General features: G+C 46.4%; 20 protein-coding genes. 11 read left to right on the top strand and 9 right to left on the bottom strand.

From position 1 onward, the window contains the following. Positions 1–205: 205 nt before the first annotated feature. From LT679_RS00400 to LT679_RS00355, 10 genes are all read left to right on the top strand, one after another. On the top strand, positions 206–568 hold the full coding sequence (locus LT679_RS00400) for a single-stranded DNA-binding protein (protein WP_232174920.1): 363 nt from the start codon (positions 206–208) through the stop codon (positions 566–568). A 38-nt stretch (positions 569–606) separates the two neighbouring features. Further along, positions 607–1710: a DUF932 domain-containing protein gene (locus LT679_RS00395; protein WP_232174919.1), complete on the top strand. Its 1104-nt coding sequence runs from the start codon at positions 607–609 to the stop codon at positions 1708–1710. After that, a complete protein-coding gene (locus tag LT679_RS00390) occupies positions 1685–2059 on the top strand; it encodes a hypothetical protein (protein ID WP_232174918.1) in 375 nt (124 codons plus the stop codon). Before LT679_RS00395 ends, LT679_RS00390 begins: the two co-directional genes overlap by 26 nt. A gap of 2 nt (positions 2060–2061) precedes the next feature. Continuing rightward, a complete protein-coding gene (locus tag LT679_RS00385) occupies positions 2062–2313 on the top strand; it encodes a hypothetical protein (RefSeq protein ID WP_232174917.1) in 252 nt (83 codons plus the stop codon). A 4-nt stretch (positions 2314–2317) separates the two neighbouring features. Continuing rightward, a complete protein-coding gene (locus LT679_RS00380) occupies positions 2318–2908 on the top strand; it encodes a PRTRC system protein E (protein ID WP_232174916.1) in 591 nt (196 codons plus the stop codon). 10 nt (positions 2909–2918) lie between these two features. Next, positions 2919–3134: a PRTRC system protein C gene (locus tag LT679_RS00375; RefSeq protein WP_232174915.1), complete on the top strand. Its 216-nt coding sequence runs from the start codon at positions 2919–2921 to the stop codon at positions 3132–3134. 1 nt (position 3135) lies between these two features. Next, positions 3136–3312 (top strand): hypothetical protein, encoded by a 177-nt coding sequence (locus LT679_RS00370; protein ID WP_232174914.1) that lies wholly within the window; start codon positions 3136–3138, stop codon positions 3310–3312. Between the two features lie 158 nt (positions 3313–3470). Beyond that, positions 3471–4310, top strand: a complete 840-nt coding sequence (locus LT679_RS00365; protein ID WP_232174913.1) for a hypothetical protein — start codon at positions 3471–3473, stop codon at positions 4308–4310. Beyond that, a complete protein-coding gene (locus tag LT679_RS00360; protein WP_232174912.1) occupies positions 4285–5034 on the top strand; it encodes a prokaryotic E2 ligase family D protein in 750 nt (249 codons plus the stop codon). The genes LT679_RS00365 and LT679_RS00360 overlap by 26 nt, the downstream gene beginning before the upstream one ends. Then, positions 5031–5843: a PRTRC system ThiF family protein gene (locus LT679_RS00355; RefSeq protein WP_232174911.1), complete on the top strand. Its 813-nt coding sequence runs from the start codon at positions 5031–5033 to the stop codon at positions 5841–5843. Before LT679_RS00360 ends, LT679_RS00355 begins: the two co-directional genes overlap by 4 nt. 119 nt (positions 5844–5962) lie before the next feature. Here the strand turns inward: LT679_RS00355 and LT679_RS00350 are convergent, their stop codons facing one another. Continuing rightward, a complete protein-coding gene (locus LT679_RS00350) occupies positions 5963–7252 on the bottom strand; it encodes a hypothetical protein (protein WP_232174910.1) in 1290 nt (429 codons plus the stop codon). 123 nt (positions 7253–7375) lie between these two features. On the opposite strand from LT679_RS00350, the gene LT679_RS00345 reads away from it, so the two are divergent. Beyond that, positions 7376–8653, top strand: a complete 1278-nt coding sequence (locus LT679_RS00345) for a hypothetical protein (RefSeq protein WP_232174909.1) — start codon at positions 7376–7378, stop codon at positions 8651–8653. 268 nt (positions 8654–8921) lie between these two features. On the opposite strand, the gene LT679_RS00340 is transcribed toward LT679_RS00345, so the two are convergent. The 8 genes from LT679_RS00340 to LT679_RS00305 form a co-directional block, all read right to left on the bottom strand. Continuing rightward, positions 8922–9539 carry a TetR/AcrR family transcriptional regulator gene (locus LT679_RS00340; protein WP_232174908.1) on the bottom strand — a complete coding sequence of 206 codons (618 nt, stop codon included), beginning with the start codon at positions 9537–9539 and terminating at the stop codon, positions 8922–8924. A 190-nt stretch (positions 9540–9729) separates the two neighbouring features. Continuing rightward, positions 9730–11136 carry a dihydrolipoyl dehydrogenase gene (gene lpdA, locus LT679_RS00335; protein ID WP_232174907.1) on the bottom strand — a complete coding sequence of 469 codons (1407 nt, stop codon included), beginning with the start codon at positions 11134–11136 and terminating at the stop codon, positions 9730–9732. A gap of 37 nt (positions 11137–11173) precedes the next feature. Continuing rightward, positions 11174–11632, bottom strand: a complete 459-nt coding sequence (locus tag LT679_RS00330; RefSeq protein WP_232174906.1) for a DinB family protein — start codon at positions 11630–11632, stop codon at positions 11174–11176. Between the two features lie 16 nt (positions 11633–11648). Beyond that, positions 11649–14723: an efflux RND transporter permease subunit gene (locus LT679_RS00325; RefSeq protein ID WP_232174905.1), complete on the bottom strand. Its 3075-nt coding sequence runs from the start codon at positions 14721–14723 to the stop codon at positions 11649–11651. A gap of 7 nt (positions 14724–14730) precedes the next feature. Next, positions 14731–15738 (bottom strand): efflux RND transporter periplasmic adaptor subunit, encoded by a 1008-nt coding sequence (locus LT679_RS00320; protein WP_232174904.1) that lies wholly within the window; start codon positions 15736–15738, stop codon positions 14731–14733. A 53-nt stretch (positions 15739–15791) separates the two neighbouring features. Next, on the bottom strand, positions 15792–17156 hold the full coding sequence (locus LT679_RS00315; protein ID WP_232174903.1) for a TolC family protein: 1365 nt from the start codon (positions 17154–17156) through the stop codon (positions 15792–15794). A gap of 55 nt (positions 17157–17211) precedes the next feature. Further along, a complete protein-coding gene (locus LT679_RS00310; RefSeq protein WP_232174902.1) occupies positions 17212–17823 on the bottom strand; it encodes a TetR/AcrR family transcriptional regulator in 612 nt (203 codons plus the stop codon). Positions 17824–17888: 65 nt separating this feature from the next. Beyond that, the gene (locus LT679_RS00305) at positions 17889–18650 is read right to left on the bottom strand and encodes an SDR family NAD(P)-dependent oxidoreductase (RefSeq protein ID WP_232174901.1); all 762 of its coding nucleotides are present in this window, start codon (positions 18648–18650) and stop codon (positions 17889–17891) included. Positions 18651–18667 lie beyond the last annotated feature (17 nt).

Raw genomic sequence — 18667 nt, 5'->3', positions numbered from 1 at the left:
GTACCGTACGAACGCATAATGCCCTCCACTTCGTTCCGGTCACCCTCCGGGACTTATAGTTCTCCCGCTCCGTCTTTAGGACCGCTCTTTTGACTTTCTTTTTTACCGTTTTTTCTTTTGAAAAATAGCTATCCGGGAGGGTCGCACAGGTAAAGGGAAAGCAGTTAGTTCATTTTATTTTTTTAACGACTAAAATTTAAAGTTCATGGAAATTACAGGAAGACTGGTAGCAGATGCTGCCGTAAGGAACATTGAGGGAGACAGGACAGTAACCAATTTCACCATTGCGGTGAACCGCAGGTATGTATCGGGCGGGGAAAAAAGAGAGGACACCACCTTTATTGATTGCGCTTACTGGCGTTCGGATGCCGTTGCGCCGTATCTAACCAAAGGTTTATTGGTGCAGTTGTTCGGCCACATCAGCGCAAGGCCGTGGGTGAGCCGTGACGGGGAGCCGATGGCGAGCCTGAACTTTCACACCAACGAGATCACCTTATTGGGGGCATCACGGAAGGCCGGAGCAGCCAAGCCGAAAGCCAAAAGGAACGGGAACAAACAGGCAGCTTAAGGCAATTCACAGATTAAAGGACATTCAAATTTAAGATCATGGCACACAACCTTTTTTATAACGAACAGACCGCAAAGCACAGTTTCTTTAGTGTTAAGGAAAAAGCATGGCACGGCTTGGGGCAGATCGTCGAGGATTACCCGACCAGTGCGGAAGCCATCCGATTTGCAGGTTTGGACTATGTGGTGGAGAAACGGCCTTTGTTTACCAATGGCGCGGGGCTGGGTTTGGACAACATCGATACGGACTTGGCATTTCCATCCATCGAAGTACCCGGTTTTTATGCGACCGTGCGCACCGATAACGATGCGGTATTGGGTGTAGTGGGTAAGGACTATGCGGTGGTACAGAACGCTGATGCGTTCCAGTTCTTTGATGCCATTGTGGGTGGTGCTGACGGCATCAAGTACGAAACGGCGGGGGCTTTGGGTAAGGGTGAACGCATCTTTATCACGGCCAAACTACCTGAATACATCAAGGTGGGTAAACAGGATCTGATCGAACAATATTTGTTCCTGACCACTTCGCACGATGGTTTTGGGAGTATCACCGCTGCTTTTACACCGACCCGTGTGGTTTGCAACAACACGCTGAACGCAGCGATGAAGAACCAATCCGGCGGTATCAAGATCAGGCATACGGCTTCGGCTAACGACCGTTTGAAACAGGCGCATACCTTGATGGGCATTTCCCATGTGATGGCCGGGGAACTGGAAGAACTCTTTAATCATTGGGCTAAGGTGCGTATTACCGATGCGCAGGTGAAGAAACTGATACAGGTGGCTATGGCGCCTAATAAGGAAGTTATTCAAAATCTGGAATTGGGTTTGGCTGATCGGTTATCGAGCACCTACACCAATATCGTGGATAACGCCTATGCCTATGCGATGGGTAACCCGACCCAACAGATGGAAACCACCGCAGGGACGGTGTTCGGGGCATATAATGCCATTACCGGCTATTATCAGAACGTCCGCAATTTTAAGGACGGGGATGCCAAATTCAAATCCATCATGGACGGAACAGCCAAACAAAGGTCGCAGGTAGCTTTTGACCTCTGCGGGAACTTCGCCCGTCAGGGTGCGGATGCGTTAATTTCATTAAAAACTAAAGATCATGCAGCCATTGAAGATATTGAATAACGTGCAGAAAGCAAGGCTTTTGCACAGCTTAATGAGTAGCGAGATACCCCCGTTCCTGGGGTATCTCGGAGAGTTGGCCGAAACGGTGTTAAACGACAGGGAACGCATCGCCGCCGAATGGAAAGACCAGTTGTTCGGCGTGGAACTATGGTTTGAACTGGCGAAAGAAACGCAAAAGGTACTGGGCAAGTACCCGAAAGACCTCGCCAAAAGTGCGCCTGTGTTCGCTGACCAGTTGTTCGGGGGCTTTATGGCCATGTTTGCCGCGCATGCGCTGTTGCAATATACCGCGCAGGGTAAGCATGCCGACCCGAAGTTTAAACCTGCCGTTGAACTTTTATTCGGCTGACCATGAATACCCGTCCAAATATGAGCATCCCCTGCGGTTTAGCGTTACTGGCGGTTTGCCTGTTCATCCGCTATCAGATCGGCAAACGCAGGTTCAACCGCAGGGGAATTGGCGGTGTGCAGCACTTTTCGGGCTATGACAGGTCGGTGATCGTCACGCTGCTGGAAAGGCTGCTGTTAATTATAGCAAATAGCTGCGGACTGGCGGGACTGTTTTTACTCGCCATCGCAGGATTTAACCATCTCAAATTTTAAGATCATGAAAACGAACTTTTTTCAGCAAATAGCAGGTTTAGGCTTTCAGGGTAATTTTCTGCTCAATATCCATCAGGACGAAACAGGTTTACAAACTGTATCGGTGGTACTCAAAAAGGACAAGGCTGTCGAGGGTTTACCGCCCATGCTGTTCAAGGCGACCGCCGGAGAACTGGACGAGGGCTTTTTTGAACAACTGGCTCGACCTGTTCAGCAGACCGCAGGTCTGATCAGTAATCTCGAAAGCTATCAAAAGGAACTGGATAAAGCCAAAAAGAATGCCAAGCCCGATAAGGCTAAAGCCGGAAAAGCTGCGGAAACCGACCCTGACGAGGACGACAATGACGAAAATAACGACCTGTTTACCCCGCCGGAGGACGACAAACAGGCCAAAGCCGAAAAGAAACGGCTGTATGACGAAGCGATGGAACGGGTTAAAACTTTGGCGCAGCATACCAAATATGCGGAAGCATTGGCACAACTGCCCGATGTTGCTGATCACCCCGATAAGGCCGAAGCCATCGAAGCCAAGCGCAAAACCCTGCAAGCGGGTAAAGAGGCCTACGATAAATTAACCGCAAGTTTTAACGATTAATGATAAGGCGATGAAAGCGATGATTTTAAAGCGGGTATTCCTGCACAAAGAGAACGGTCGGGAGATCAGGCTGAACGACCCGAATGAGGGATTTACAGTAGCCGATGTACAGAACTTCTACGCCGGGACGTACCCCGTCCTGACCAATGCCAAAGTAACCGGTCCCGAGATCAGGGACGATGAAGCGCAGTACAGGTTCGAGAGTACCATAGGGACGAAAGGATAATATGAGAGCGAAAACAGTGAACAGGATTGTCAGGATCAACAGGAAAGGTGAGCAATGGAAACTACAGCAATTATTCGGCGAACTGGCAGAGCGCTTAAACCGCTTGCCCGATGCAGACGAGGTCAGGCGAAATCCGCTAAGGAGCGCACCCGCAGGGCTGACGGAAATGGTTTTCTGAACCACCGTTTCCTGCCGTTTTGGGCTTTTACAGGTAATAAGGAAAGGATAGCAAGGGAGTATTTCAACTCCCTTGCCAACCTCTGCAAGCACTACCAATGGGACATACCCAAAACTGATCTGCCTTTCCCTCAAAATATCTACACGACATGGCAAACGGTGGAAAAACAGGTAAGTGCGCTTAGCCGGGAGAACCATTGCCTGATCTTGCAGGATAAAGGCAAACAGGCGGTTTTATCCGTTGTCAAGACCTTTGATCTGAGCCATTGCCTGTTTTACATTCCTGTCAGGGCTTACTGGCAATGGTCACAGGATGCAGAAAAACAAGACATCACCGAACTGGTCACGGTCATTTTTGCCTACCTGCACCAGGTGGTTGACATTCCTTTTTATGCCGAAAGCGGGAGTTTTATGGATTACCAGTATGATATCTTGGAACAATGGGTAAGCGAAACCGAAGACGAGGGCAACACCGACGAGGAAGATCAGGCGTGGCGGCAGCAACAGGAAGATACCTTGTATGAATTAAGACGGGCGGGCGGACATATCATGCCCGTCATCAAAAATCCCGATTGGCTCGGCAAAATGGAAAGCGTGGTAACGGGTTTCCATCACAGGGACAAACATGAAATGGAATGGGAACTTTTAGGCATTGAATTTTTACAGTTGTACCGCCAGTACCCTAAACGCTCCCTAACGGAAAGCGTTCATCCCGATCTGATCTATCCTGATGAGGAAGAACGGATCAGTGTTTGGGAATACACCAGTTTTTATTGGAGCGAAAAGGATTGTTTTCAGCATGAATTACTGGAAATGATCAATTGCTCCTTTCAGGAAAGGCCGGTCATGGATGAACCGACCGCCGTTCATTATTTCGATACCATGCCCGACCCTGAAAGAAAAGACTTTGATTTTGAGGAAAGGCTGTTTGACCTGATCGAACGGCTGCGTGATTTACTAAACAGATACGACCATGAAGAACATCACCCAACAGTTTAACAGCGGTTTTGAACCGTTCAAAGCCCTGCTGATCTACCGCTATGATAAAGCTGAAGAGATCAACCAGTTTCAAAGGGACGAAAAGACCACGGAAATTTACGTGGAAAGTTATGACATCGGCAGGAACGGTAAGCCCATCAATGCGCACCCCCTGAATGAAAAGGAAGTGTCGGCACTAAGTGAATTATTACAAACCACGCAGGAAACCAAAAGCAGTTACCTCAAAAGTAAAGGATTACTGCCATCCCATGTTTTATACGTCAATCAAAAGGCGAACGGCTACGCCGTTTGGTACACGCCACCGCAGGAAGTGAACTTGTTTTTTGTGGATGGCTTGAACATTCCGTCAGGCAGATTTCATGTTCCCGCCATGCTTTGGAAAGCGAATGCCGATCATTTGTCGGTCTATGGCCTAACGGGCAAAGCCAAGCCGACTGAAAAGACCAAACTTTGCCACGCCCCATACTTAAATATCTATACAAGCGGTCAGGTCTGTATGGGAACGGTGCAGATCAATATCGGTAAAAGCACCTGTTTGGAGGAGTTCATGAAAACATGGGAGCAGTATTTCTTTAACAGCAATTTCAGCCACTCCATCAGCGGGAACAACAGCACCAAAAGCAACACGACCGAGTTGTGGCGTTCCCTTGCGGGTAAACGTGAACCATTCCCGCAGCATGAGTTGATTAAAACCAGTTTGACCCTTAAACAGATCATCCAATGAAAACGAAGAAAAAAGACAGACCTGCTGTACATATTGTTCAAAAGGAATTGTTACAGCCCTATAACCCTGTTACGATAAACCTTATTGGCGCAGGTGGCACAGGCGGTCAGGTGCTGACCGCACTGGCGAGAATGAACCATGCCCTGAACGCTTTAGGCCATGCGGGTTTGTTCGTGCGGGTATTTGATCATGATACGGTAGATGCCGCCAATCTCGGGAGACAGTTGTTTACGACTGCCGAGTTAGGCTTGCACAAATCGGTCGCTTTGATCAACCGCATCAACCGTTTTTTTGGTACGAACTGGAAAGCGGAAACGACCCGTTATGATAAGGCATCGGTAAAGGACAGGGATTTGGCCAGTGCTACGATTACCATTTCCTGCGTAGATACCGTAGCTGCCCGTTATGAGATCGCGGATATCTTAAAACAATTAGCCGCGCAATACGCTGGTCGCAACCGGGTGCGGTACTGGATGGATTTTGGGAACAGCCGTTCGAGCGGTCAGGTTATCCTTTCTACTTTAGAGAAGATCAAACAACCCGCTTCGGAACTATACCGTCCTGTAGAAACTTTGCCCTTAGTGACCGATGAATTTAAGGAACTGTTAAGCGCATCTGAACAAGCCGATCATACGCCAAGCTGTTCGCTGGCCGAAGCCCTGACCAAACAGGATTTATTTATTAATTCCGCACTCGCCAATTGTGGCGCATCGCTTCTATGGCAACTATTCAGGGAGGGATTACTGTTTAACAGGGGCTTCTTTTTGAACCTGCGGGAGTTCAGGACACAGCCGCTCAAGATCACTTAAACCCTGTATCAGGCTTGCCGGGTGAGAAAAATTGCCCGGCGGGCCGGCGAAGCCGGCCCCGAAAAACGCCCTGTGTTTTGCTTCTTGTTTCCATTTAGTTGCAAAAACACAGGGCGCCTCTATGCTCTTAAAAAATTCTCATATACGGTGTAGGGTGTATCGCTGACACCGCCACCGGAAAAAATGAAATGATGCTTATATTTTTCGATCAGTTGCGCTTGTGGCATCTTGATATCCACGACCAATATTTTCCTGCCCTGAGATAAATAGTGTTTTTCAAGATATTCGTTGATCCCGGCATCCTGAAAACCATAACCAATAACGATCAATTGCTTTGAATGGATTAAATTATCCTGGAAATGCTGAAACAGATTATAGTAGAATTCGTCTTGATAGCGTTTGATCTTTTGCGTTGTACCGGTCAGATAAGCGGGGTATTTGTTAGTGAACGGATCCTCGTAAAAGAATTTCTGAGAGGGTTCATCAAATCGCTCTAGGAGTACTTCGCCAACGCCATAATCTCTTTTGATCGTAACGGGTTTATCATTCCCCCTCAAATAGGTCGGAAAATAATCGACACTGCCATGTAATTTGAAAAATGACAGGCGCTTGCGGTAATCCCCGTCATAATGCTTAAGCCTTACCCGGTATTGCTTGTAAAATTCTTCCTGAATATATCTTGGACGATAATCGAGTTCTCCAAAATACTTTGAACCTGCTTCGCTGAATCCGTCTGTGAAATGTTCGAACATGCCGGATACCTTGGAGCCCATATGATCAAACAACATATCGTGATTTAAGCTGTGAACATGCACACGATAATTTTTTAATACCTCTGTTACCAAGCGGCAAAAGGTGCCATAACCAGCGTAACCGCCAGTGTAACTTACATCCTGATAATATTTTGCCCTGATCAGTAAACTTGCAACCAGTTGATTAAAGATGTTTAAAAACTTGTTGAGGTAATTCCGTCCGTTATCGTATTGTCCCTTGAAAGTATACTTTTCGTTGTAGACACTACAGAATTTATCAACTTCAGCTACATGTTTTCTCTCATGAAGATATTCACTGAAAAAATCAAAAAAATGTTCGTAATTGAATGCTTCATGGTTTCCCCTAAGTTGGGTTTCAACGTAAAACGCGATGAATTCGGATGCGAAGCGCCTATCGTTTAGCGTAGAGAAAGCGTTTGGATCGCGGTAATCACCGGTGTAAAAGCCGGCGGACATTTCCTGGCGCAAATAAAAGTCGCTCTCTTTGAGTTGGCTCAATTGCCGGTTGATGTCACTTACTAAAGGCATACCATCTGGTCTCGAAAACCCGGAACCCAGCAGAAAAGAAATACGTTCGGTGGGTTCTGGTCTTTGACTGGCGAAGATCGCGTCAACAAGTTGTTCTGGTATATTCATAAATACAATTTAGCGTTTTTAACTATTACTAATAGTAGTTGCATCTGTTCCTCGTTCTTTGAGCACAGATTTGATAATTTTGAGCTGATTAAGACCCCGATTTTTTAATTATAGCAGATGCACATGGGCGCTACCGAATACGATTATACTTCAGATGAAAGGATCAATATATACGAAAGCACATTTTTTCACATGTATTTAAAAGGTGAGTCACCTGTATTGAATAATGGGTATAAAGATGTCAGTGTGCGGGATTATGCATCTTTTATACATGAATATGTGCACTACTTACAGCAGATCACAACGCCATATGGAATAAAATACAATAGGTTTTTCCTCAAAAATCTATTGTTATTCAGAGAATTTATTGATGCACAAGATATGATATCTGTCCCCGTGGTGCTTTCTGAAATAATTCCCGCGGCGCAGGCTTTTGAATCAGAATTACGTGGGAAAAATGGTAGCAGGAATTTTTCGGAAGGTAATATCGGTGATATCGAAATAAGCCAAACTGACTTGGATTTAGCCAAGGCAGGTGATACAGCGGTCAATGTGGGTGTTTACGATTTTGATAACGAAAGGGTTTTTCCAAATGGTTTCCAATTCGGATATACATGTGTAATCGAAAGCATGGCACATCTTGTACAATCACTTATTAATCCGGATCTTCACCATGGTGACATTCCTTATAAATCGGCTCAGTTAATTTGTAATAGATTACGTCCCGACATAAAAGATGATACCAGATTACTGATTGCAATATGTTACACAGCGCTTTATTTTAACAATCCGGGGCATGCATTCATAATGATATTAAAATCTGTGGACGAATCCGAAAACGGAATCGATCTATATAAAAGATACATGAGGGATTATTCAAGGATCTTTAATGGTCAGGATATGCCCAACTACAGGATGATGCATACATTGATGGATGATTTTGTAAATTATTTAGAGCAAGTATTGGGGAATAAATCAGTTTATGTTAAAAAAGTAATCGAAAATTGTAAAAATGAATCCTGTAAAGGTGATTCGTTTTTGTTGAACGCTATCTACAAAGAAGATTTAAGCAGCATTAAAACTTTAGACGATATTTTAAATTTTTATGGTCTGCCTGCAATTGATTCAAACAACAGCGATATTGTAATACCTCTTGATCACGATACAAATAAAGGTTATACTGAAACAGCAAGTTTGTTATCGCTAGAATTGATTACAAAGAGATTCTTAGGGCGTCATGGTAAAGTATGTATCAGATATCCGATCTGTAATCGTGTAACAAGAGAAAATGGAAAAAACTTGATCAATGATTGCTGTGCTGATTTGCAATGGAAGAAAGAGTTACCATGCTTAATGACTGTTGGATTGTCCTATTGGAGAATTGCGGGAAAGGTCGCCTAGTTTATAGTTTGGGCTTAAGGACATTTGATAATAAAGGTGCGTATATTCTTGCCAGGGTATAACCAATATAATAGTTAATTGCCAATATAAATGCTTCGGAAACCCAAAAGCAACTTCATACGCGATCTCGAATCCCACACTGGGCTAGAACCAGCAATTTAACCGAAGATGTGCTTTTGTACGGGCTTCGTCTCCCTGTTAATTAGCGAAAAGCGGCGGGGCACCGGCTGTTACTTTGCTGGATGCATCAGTTCGGGCTAAGCTGCACTTACAATTTGAATGTCATCTCAAGTATTGAATCGATAGCATCCAGAATAGCCTGGCGGCCTTCCTGTTTCGATAAGTCGATATCGGAGAACATACTGCCGTTATTCCGGGTGTGCAGGATCATGTAATAGATACCGCCAACCAGCAAAGCAGCGATCGCCCGGAAATTAACATCATTTTTTTGCAGATAACGATCCGTCATTTCCAGCAGCAACTGTCCCTTGACCTCCCGGGTATGATGGATGCTCCGCATGATATCGCTTTTAGCGGCCAGTTCCCATAAGATAAGCCGCTGCATTTCCTTATCCTCGTAGAAATAACGAAACTGATTCTTGAGCACGTATGCCAGTAAGCGCTTCATCTCCTGCATATTCTCCGGAACCTTAAGTTCGTGCAGTTGATCTACGAATCGCATCCAGTAATCGGTTTCGACCACATAGGCTTCGACCAGTCTATCAAAACTGCCGAAATAGCGATAGATCAGTTTTTTATCAACACCCGCCAGCCTGGCGATCTTGTTAACCCCCAAACCGGTATGTCCTTCATTTTTAAAAACATGAGCCACGGCGGCGATCAGCCTGCGCTTGGTTTGCTCCTTATCTTTGATGTTTTTTTCCATAATCGATTGGTTTAGGGGGATGAATGGATTATGTTTACATTATGGCTTCGAAGTGGTTAGCGGCAGTTGTTACCTGATCGATCAACCGGAACTATGGGCCTGCAGCGAACTCAACCGGCCTTAACACAAAAATCGCAACTGACATCTTTCATTATCGCGGTATGACCGGTTACCCTTCGATTCAGCATTTTCACAGGTTGATCGCTCCCTGCCCGGAGGCAATCAGGTAAGCATCTTTCAATGCCTCGGAATAGGTAGGGTGGGCATAACTGATGCGGTACATGTCTTCTGCAGTTACTTCGTATTCCATTCCCACAACGGACTGTGCTATCACGTCAGCCGCTCTCGGGCCTATGATATGCACGCCAAGTACTTCACCATATTGGGGGGAGATCAGCACTTTGGCGAAACCGTCGGTATCCATTGCTGCCCTTGCTCTGCCACTGGCCGAATAAGGAAATGTACCGGAACGGAATTCAATTTCTTTTGAACGGAGTTCCTCTTCCGTAGCGCCAACGGAGGCTAACTCAGGCCATGTATAAACCACACCTGGGATCAGGTTGTAATTGATATGCGGCTTTTGTCCGCTGATCACCTCGGCAACGAAAACGCCTTCATCTTCCGCCTTATGGGCGAGCATCTGTCCGGCAATTACATCGCCGATTGCATAGATATTGGGCGAACTGGTCTGCAACAACTTGTTGACCCTGATTTTACCGTCAGGTTCAAGTTCAACACCGGCGGCAGCAAGGTTTAAGCCCTCCGTATAGGCCTTCCTGCCGACAGCCACCAGGCAGTAGTCAGCGGTAAGTTGCTGCTCTTCGCCCTGTCCGTTTAGGAGTTTTATGGTGGCTTGGCTTCCATTGACAGATGCGGACTGTACCTTGCTGTTTAACAATGTCCTGATCTTTAACTTTTCCAGCGTTTTAAACAGTGCTTTCCCCAGTTCCCGGTCCATCGCAGGGATCAGCGAACCGGCATACTCAATGATGGTTACCGCAGTTCCGATACGTGCGTAAACGGAGGCAAGTTCCACACCGATAACACCGCCGCCAATGATCACCATAGATTCCGGTCTTTCAGGAAGTGAAAGCGCTTCTGTAGACGTAATGATCCTGTCCTTGTCGATCACCACACCGGGAATGGTCGATGGTTTGGAGCCCGTGGCAATGATAAAATATTTAGCCGTAAGGGTTTTTTCCGTATCTGTTCCGCTGACTTTAATGGATCGATGGTCGATAAAACTTCCTGTACCGGTATACACGTCAATCTTGTTTTTCTTCATCAGGAACCGCAACCCGGACACGTTAGAAGCGATGACCTCATTTTTACGGTGGATGAGCTGCGTGAAATTTATGACCGGTTCGCCGTTCAGTTCGATCCCGTGTTTCGCAAATTGTTCTTTTGCCTGATGATAATGCTCCGTACTGTCCAGTAAAGCTTTTGCCGGGATACATCCCACATTGGTACACGTCCCGCCCAGGCTATCGTATTTTTCTATGATCCCTGTTTTGTACCCGAGCTGAGCGGCCCGGATGGCCGCAGTATACCCCCCGGGGCCTGAACCGATAACGATGATGTCATATTGATTTTCCATGGTATCTGTCTGCTATATATTTTATTGTAAGGTATTTTTACTTCTTTATAAGTCCCATCAGCTTTGCGATCTTCCGGTAATGCATCTGTTCGTGGAAAAGAATGAACCGCATAAGGTCATCACCGCTCGCGGGAGGGCCGGCACCGTTTGATAAATTGTTATTGCCCGCCGATCGGTCATTCCCGGCAGACAGCTTATAAAGTTTAGCGGTATCCTTTAAAGCATCCCTGATGTAAAGAATTTCTTTTTCCGTTATGAACACATCCGGCTTCGAACCCAGGCGGAAGCGCTTTTTAAAAGTTTCCGTTACACCGTTCTGATCGGAAGAGTCCGGATGGAGCAGATCCTCGCCGACTACGAGGATATGGCCCATGTTCCAAATAATGTTATTGTTAGAGCCGGGAGGGATCATATTGTATTGATCGGCGGAAAGATCTTTTGTCTGTTCCAGCAGCACATCCCGGTCATTTTCCAGTTTATCGAAGTATTGTAGCATGACGATAGCTTTCCTGTTAAGACTGAACACTTTCTTTTACTTCATCCGTTTCCAGACTAGGGGGGATCAGTTTATACATCACCGGCGTAACAATTCTTGAAAGTATGGTGGAACTGATCAAGCCACCGATCAGTACAATGGCCAGTGGCGCGATCAGGGGATTCGGGTTCAACGCTATAGGCAACAACCCGCAAATTGCAGTGATCGAAGTGAGTACCACCGGCAGAAAGCGTGTTTCCCCGGCCATATGGATCGCTTCATCAATGCTGTAACCCTCCGCACGCAACTGGTTTGTAAAATCAACCAGCAAAAGAGAATTTTTAACCTGGATGCCCGATAAACCGATAAAACCAATGATGGATACCAATGACATGGGGTTGCCCGTCATGAGTAACAATACCACCCCGCCCAATACACCTAACGGTATGATGGAAAGCACGATAATGATGCCTTTAAAAGTTTTGAACTGCAGCAACAGTACCGCCACGAACAGAAATGTACTCAGTATGATCACCGACAGGAAGTTGCCGCCCAGTGCATCGCCCTCAGATTCGGCCTCGCCTGAAAGTTTGTAATAATATCCCGGTGGCATTTTCAATTGATTGAGTTGCGGTATAACGTCTTTCAGAACATCGTTGGCCAACACGCCCTCCTTCGTCAGTGAAGTGACTTTGGCAAAACGGGATTTGTTAAAATGGTTGATGGCAGTCGGTGAGGTTTCAAAAGTCACCACGGCGATCTGATCAACCAGAACCGGGACCCCCTGGATATTATTGACGTACAGGTTCTTCAACACATTAAGATTGGAGAACTTATCGCGCGGGAGGGTAATGGTTACATTCCTGGCATCGCCGCGGTCATCGATATAATCGCCAACGGTTAGGCCGGCCACGGCCATCCGGATGACCTTATCCACATCACTGGTCAATACGCCCAGCGTACGTGCTTTTTCCTTGTCGATCTTGATCTTCACATCTGTTTTATTGACGTTAAGCTCATTATTGATAAAGAAAGTGCCGGGGTGTTTTTTCAGCAGTTCTTCCACTTTGAAGGACAGCTCCCGCAGTTTACTTTGGTCATCGCCAAAAACCCGCACCACAATATTGGCTTCGATAGGGGTTCCTTGCTCGAAATCCTTGACCTCCACGCGTGCATAAGGCATGTTGTTGAATTTTTTTCTGAGTTTTTTGATGAGCGCTGTTTTTTCACCGGGGTTGGCTTCATCGCTCATCTGCACAAATATTTGCGCAAAATCTGACTTTACGTCCTGCTGATGCACGTTGTAATAGATCTGTGGATTGCCCTTGCCAATGTTTGAGGTATAATACACCACCTCTTTATGTTTTCTCAATTCGTTTTCCACCAACCTGCTTACGCGGTCGCTTTCCGGAATATCCGCTTGCAAAGGCAGTTTGATATTGATCAGGAACATGGGCTTTTCAGACGTAGGAAAAAGCTTGAACCCCGTTACCGTAAACAAGAAAAAGGCAAGGCCGCTTAAAGCCAGGGAAATACCGATCGTGGCTTTTGGCCATTCCAGCGCAAGCGGCATGACACGGGCGTACGATTTGGTCAAGAATCGTTGCAGGTGCTTCAGGAAGAAATTGCCCTCGCCATGAGTGTGTGTTTTAAGCATGCGGCTGCCCAGGAAAGGAACCAGCGTTAATGCAACGATCATGGAGGCCAGCACGCTGGTCATCACCGCCATGGGCAGGCTGCGTATAAATTCGCCTGCTACGTCAGGTAAAAAGGCAAGCGGCAAAAACGCGATCACTAAGGTTGCTGTACAGCCTACTACGGCTATCCCGATTTGTTTGGTGCCTTTCAGGATAGCGTCTTTACGTGAATGCCCCTCACGCAGCCACCGTTCAATATTTTCCACTACCACAATACTATCATCAACAAGCAAACCCAATGCTACCACAAGCCCTACGATACTCAGTTGGTTCAGGGAATAACCCAGCAAGTTCATGGCGATCAGGCCCAGGGCCAATGACAACGGTATGGAGATCATCACGATCAGTGATGCCCTGAAACCTAAGGGCAGTAAGGTAACCACGACCAGTACGATGGCCAGTCCGAAATCAAAGCCCAAGTGCCCCAGCCGTTCAGACACCATGTTGGCCTGGTCAAAGTTTTTAACCATGCTGATGTTTACGGGCAGTGTCTTTTCGTAGGCATCCAGTACCTGTAGATACTCCTTCTGTACTTCGGCTATGTTTACATTATCCTTCATGGCTGCCGCGACCAATACGCAACGGTGCCCGTTCAACCGGGTAATATGGCTAACGATGGCGTCCTTATAACCAACCTCGGCTACATCTTTCAGGTAGATGATCTTTCCATTGGCATTATAGATCACGGTATTGGCTACATCATCGGTGTTTTTAAATTTTCCGCTGGTTTTGACATTAAATACTTTGCTGTCCAGGTTGATGCTTCCTCCCGGTATATCAGCAGCCTCGCTTTGCAAACTACCCATAACCACATTAAGCGGTATCTTAAGCTGCGCCAGCTTATCCAGTTGCATATCAATACGGATCTCCTGCTCCGGCATCCCGAAATATTTGACCTCCTTCAGGTTGGTGATCTTTTCCAGGCGTGTTTTCAAAATGTCTGCCTGGTCACGCAGTAATTTACCTGATGCGTTATCTGATATCAATGCCACCTGGAGCACTTTAACATCGGCAGAGGATACCTTTTCGGTCTTGATGAGGTAGATGTCCTTCGGCAGCTCGCTGGTTTTCAAAGCGTTTATCTCCGTGGATATTTCCTGGTACTTGTTGTCTACATCCACGCCGTATTTAAACTTCGGCTGGATAACCGCTACACCGTCTTCTACCGTAGTAAGGATCTTTTCAATATTTTCCAGGCCATATATTTTGTTTTCGATGGGTTTTACCACCTGTTCTTCCATATCCTTGGGGCTGGTACCCGGATAGATAACCGTGATGATATACTGCGGGGGATGGGTGGTCGGATCTTCCGAACGGGGCATGGTGAACAGCGTCAGCAGTCCAACCACGGCAACGAGGAGAAAGATGATCAGCGTGAACTGATAATTCTTAACGGCGAAGTTTGTAATTTTCATGACGGCCTTATTTGATGATCTTTATAGTCGACTGCTCGTTGAGATAAGCGCTGTTGGATACCACGATCTGGTTTATCCCTTCCGGTTTGGCCTGGAGATATACCTTGTCGGTATCAAACTTTAAAATGGTTACCGGTACCTTTTTGACTTTGGTCGGGCTGATCGTGGTAAATACAAAAGCTTTTTTACCGTCCGCTTCCACCAGTGATGAATACGGGATCACCGTTGCACTTTCATCATGACGGGTGGCGATTTCTGCCTTGCCAAACATACCTACTGCAGGCTTTACACCGTTTAGTCTTAGTTTTAGCTCAATTTGGAAAGAGCCGAGTGCCTGGTCTGCAGCCTGTGATTTACGGAACACTTCGGCATCGAACTGCTGACCTGCATAGCCATCCAGCGTCACTTTAGCTAATTGTCCCAGCTTGATAGTGGCCCATTCCCGGTCCGTCACGCCTACCTTTAGCAAATAACTGTTGTGTTGCCCGGTAGAATTTACCAGCAGCACCGGCATCCCCTCCGCGATAACTTCGCCCTCGTTGGCGATCTTACTGCTTACAAAGCCATCAGATGCCGCATATATTCTTGAATAGCGCTCATTGAATGCGACCGCCTCCGTTGCTTTTTTGGCGACATCCAATGCCGTTTTGGTATTTTGTAATTGTTCCAATGTATAAACACTGTCCTGATAAAGACTAACAGCCCGGTTGTAATCCCGTTGCGCCTTTTCCACACCCAGGCTGCTTTGCGTAAGGCCGGCTGATATTTCAGTGGCGTTGAGTGTGGCCAGTAACTGACCCTTTTTGAAAAACTGGCCTTCCTGTACGAGGATACGGTTGATCACACCGCCGATTTTGAAAGCATATCTGGCCTCGTCCTCTGTACTCACTAATCCTGTGGCAGTGATGTGGTCTGGTACACCAAGTTCGGTCATGGTTGCGACTTTAACCGGAATAATGTCCGCAACAGCCGACAGGTCAGCCTCCTGGTGCTTTTCTTTGCACCCGGTTATCAAGGCGATCGCTGCTACGGCGATGCTGAGTATTTGAATTTTTTTCATGGTCGTTCTTATGGTTTAATATTAAAACTGGCGTTAGCACGTTCGATGGCCGCGTGGGCTATCCACGTATCGTAAAGGGCGATGTTGGCGTTAAGCTGTGCATCTATCCACTGGTTCTGGGCATCCAGCAACTCTATGTAAATGGCCATTCCCTGTTTATATAGTTTCAGCTCATCAGCGTAGTAGTTCCGGCTGGTTTTTAGTTGAGATTGTGCGGCATTATATTGCGCAAGAGCGCTTTGCATGCCTGCGTGTTTTACCTTGAGCTCGGTAAGCAGTTGCTGTTGTATATAATCGGTCTGGGCAGCTATGGCTTCGCGGTCAGCAATGGTTTGCTTGACCCGGTTACTGTTTTTGCCGGAAGAGAACAGGTTCCATTCTAATGAAACGCCTAACAAATAATACCGGCTTTGCCTGTTAAATTTCCAGTCGAAGGCTTGTGAGCCCAGGTCAATGAAGGTACCAACCTTAGGAATGAGGTAAGATCTGGCCAAACCTGTGAGATTACTATTAATATCCGTAGCTAACTTGAGCTTGGATAATTCTTCCCTGCCATTTACGTTATTCCCCAATAGCTGCTCCTGTGTGGGTGGCGTGGCAACCTGATCTAACAGGATGCTGTCCGTAAGCGGACGGTTGATCAGGAAATTAAAATAGTAACGGGCCGATTCCGCATTCTTCTTTGCCGTGGTCAGTGATGCAGTGATCCTTGATACTTCGTTCTGGCTTCTGAGCACAACGGTCCGGTTCACTTTGCTATTATCGAACAACCTGGCATTGATCCTTTGGCCTTCTTCCACCACCCGAAGCGAGGACTCGTAGATGCCGGTCGCGTTTACGGCTTTTGCATAATTATAATAGGCCGTTTTGATCTCCTTAACAAGCTCACGCTTATACAGCAGCACCTCGGTTTGCTGCAGATCGACCTGCTGTGTTTTGATCCGTTTGTTATAGATCAGTTCCGCGTTCAAAATAGGCAGCGTGGTGCGGAACCTGGCATCGTAAAAGTTATCCGGGTTCAGCTGGATCTGCTGATTTTGAAGCTGCGGAAAAGTATTGGTTCCGGTTAATTGATTGAGCGTCGCGTAAGCCCCGTTGAAAAGGTCACCTGTCGGGAAGTCGATGGTACGACCGCCGTCGGCTTTGGTATAGGTGGTGGAAAAGGTCACGTCGGGCCCAAACATGCTTTTCGCTTCTTTCAAAGCATACATATTTTTTTGGAGTAAGAAGTTTTGCTGCTTGATACTTTGACTTGAGTTGAGCCCTTCCTGGATATAGTTATCCAACTGGCTCTGCGCTTTTGCCGGCATTGCAGCTAAGAGGGCCGCCGCATAAAGTAACAAGCCATAATTTACTGGCTTTTTAGTTTTCATTATTAATCATCGTTATAAATTTAAACACTGTTCAATTATTGATTAAAAAAAGGGTTTACCCTTTTTCAAGTAAGGCAACAAAACACTCGTAGCCGCTTTGCATCAGTTCTTCGTTGGTCCTGCCCATAAAACTGGCCGTCCGGTCTTTACAGAACAGTGCGCAAATACCATGCATAGTGGAAAGGATCGTGAAGGTCAGATCATCTGTATCCATATCTTTGAACTTACCCGCCTGCTGGCAGTCCCTGACGACACCGGTTAATCGTTCTATTGCTTCCTGCGCGATCTGAAAGCCGCCCGGGTTCTCTGACAATTTCGTAGGTTCGTCAACCAGGAACATCAGGTTATAATAGTCCTTGTTCTCCTGCGCAAATTGTATAAAAATTCGCCCCATAGCCTTTAGACGCTCAAAAGGATCACTAACCTTGTCCAATACCCTGAACTGGTTAACGAGCAACCGAAAGCCCTCCTGATGGAGTTCCTGAAATATTTCGCTTTTATCTTTGAAATAGAAATAAAGCGAACCGGGGCTGTAGTTGATCTCATTGGCGATGCTGCGCATGCTGGTTTGTTCATAGCCTTTTTCCAGGAATATCCTTCGCGCGCCATTCAAGATGCGTTTATGCATTTCCTGCTTCTCTTCTAATTTGCGTTCTGCTATGCTCATTTTAATTATTTAAGTACAAATATAGGTGGTCCTGACTAATTGTTTTCCCGGGCAGCATCATTCGCTCAATGCTGCATCCCGGGGCTGATCCTTCCCATGATGTTAACCGCAGCTTTCCTGCTCAGCAATTTGAAGCCAAACAGCATGAACCTGTTTTTCCAGCCTTGAACCACCCTGGGCTTACTTCTGTTATTAATTGCCTTGATAAGTTCTCCGGCAACGTTCTGAACGGACGACATGACAAAATCAGGAAAATCGCTGGTATCCCCGCCGGCGTTGGTATGAAAGTCAGAATTGGCTGCACCAGGATTAAAACCCATCACAAAGATATTCCTGTCCTTATACTCGTACCATAGTGATTCTGAAAAATTGGCTACAAAACTCTTGGTAGCGGCATACACAGCGCCGCCAGGTAAAGAAGAGTGCGCCAGGAGCGAACCCACGTTCACCAGGGTATCACCAGGTCTGGCGTGCTGTAAAAAGCCGTAAGAGAGGTTAACCAACGCATCCATATTAAGATGCATGCCGTTCAACTGGTATGCTAAAGGGATATCGTTAAATCTTCCGTAGATGCCTGCACCCGCATTATTGATCAGTATATCGTATTTCTCTATTTTTAAATGGCCTAACACTTTTTTGAGGTCGTCATCATTGGTCAGGTCGGCTACCAGCATATCATGGCCGGAGCCGGACAAAGCTTCTGCAGCCTTTTTTAACTTACCCTGGTTACGGGCTACAAGGGTGATCTTGTCACCTAATTCGGCCAGTTGTTTGGCCGTTTCCAGCCCGATGCCACCACTTGCTCCCGTGATCAATACTTTTCTCATATAACCATATTTATTGA

Origin of the sequence: Mucilaginibacter roseus (assembly GCF_021215455.1) — a bacterium.
Taxonomy (GTDB): Bacteria; Bacteroidota; Bacteroidia; order Sphingobacteriales; family Sphingobacteriaceae; genus Mucilaginibacter; species Mucilaginibacter roseus.
This window is presented reverse-complemented; position numbering and strand designations above follow the sequence as displayed.

Coding starts and splice junctions, on each gene's coding strand:
- LT679_RS00305 (WP_232174901.1), bottom strand. CDS start 18,650: ATGAGAAAAGTATTGATCACGGGAGCAAGTGGTGGCATCGGGCTGGAA.
- LT679_RS00340 (WP_232174908.1), bottom strand. CDS start 9,539: ATGGAAAAAAACATCAAAGATAAGGAGCAAACCAAGCGCAGGCTGATC.
- LT679_RS00380 (WP_232174916.1), top strand. CDS start 2,318: ATGAAAACGAACTTTTTTCAGCAAATAGCAGGTTTAGGCTTTCAGGGT.
- LT679_RS00385 (WP_232174917.1), top strand. CDS start 2,062: ATGAATACCCGTCCAAATATGAGCATCCCCTGCGGTTTAGCGTTACTG.
- LT679_RS00350 (WP_232174910.1), bottom strand. CDS start 7,252: ATGAATATACCAGAACAACTTGTTGACGCGATCTTCGCCAGTCAAAGA.
- LT679_RS00370 (WP_232174914.1), top strand. CDS start 3,136: ATGAGAGCGAAAACAGTGAACAGGATTGTCAGGATCAACAGGAAAGGT.
- LT679_RS00360 (WP_232174912.1), top strand. CDS start 4,285: ATGAAGAACATCACCCAACAGTTTAACAGCGGTTTTGAACCGTTCAAA.
- LT679_RS00345 (WP_232174909.1), top strand. CDS start 7,376: ATGGGCGCTACCGAATACGATTATACTTCAGATGAAAGGATCAATATA.
- LT679_RS00325 (WP_232174905.1), bottom strand. CDS start 14,723: ATGAAAATTACAAACTTCGCCGTTAAGAATTATCAGTTCACGCTGATC.
- LT679_RS00310 (WP_232174902.1), bottom strand. CDS start 17,823: ATGAGCATAGCAGAACGCAAATTAGAAGAGAAGCAGGAAATGCATAAA.
- LT679_RS00395 (WP_232174919.1), top strand. CDS start 607: ATGGCACACAACCTTTTTTATAACGAACAGACCGCAAAGCACAGTTTC.
- LT679_RS00315 (WP_232174903.1), bottom strand. CDS start 17,156: ATGAAAACTAAAAAGCCAGTAAATTATGGCTTGTTACTTTATGCGGCG.
- LT679_RS00330 (WP_232174906.1), bottom strand. CDS start 11,632: ATGCTACAATACTTCGATAAACTGGAAAATGACCGGGATGTGCTGCTG.
- LT679_RS00390 (WP_232174918.1), top strand. CDS start 1,685: ATGCAGCCATTGAAGATATTGAATAACGTGCAGAAAGCAAGGCTTTTG.
- LT679_RS00355 (WP_232174911.1), top strand. CDS start 5,031: ATGAAAACGAAGAAAAAAGACAGACCTGCTGTACATATTGTTCAAAAG.
- LT679_RS00375 (WP_232174915.1), top strand. CDS start 2,919: ATGAAAGCGATGATTTTAAAGCGGGTATTCCTGCACAAAGAGAACGGT.
- lpdA (WP_232174907.1), bottom strand. CDS start 11,136: ATGGAAAATCAATATGACATCATCGTTATCGGTTCAGGCCCCGGGGGG.
- LT679_RS00400 (WP_232174920.1), top strand. CDS start 206: ATGGAAATTACAGGAAGACTGGTAGCAGATGCTGCCGTAAGGAACATT.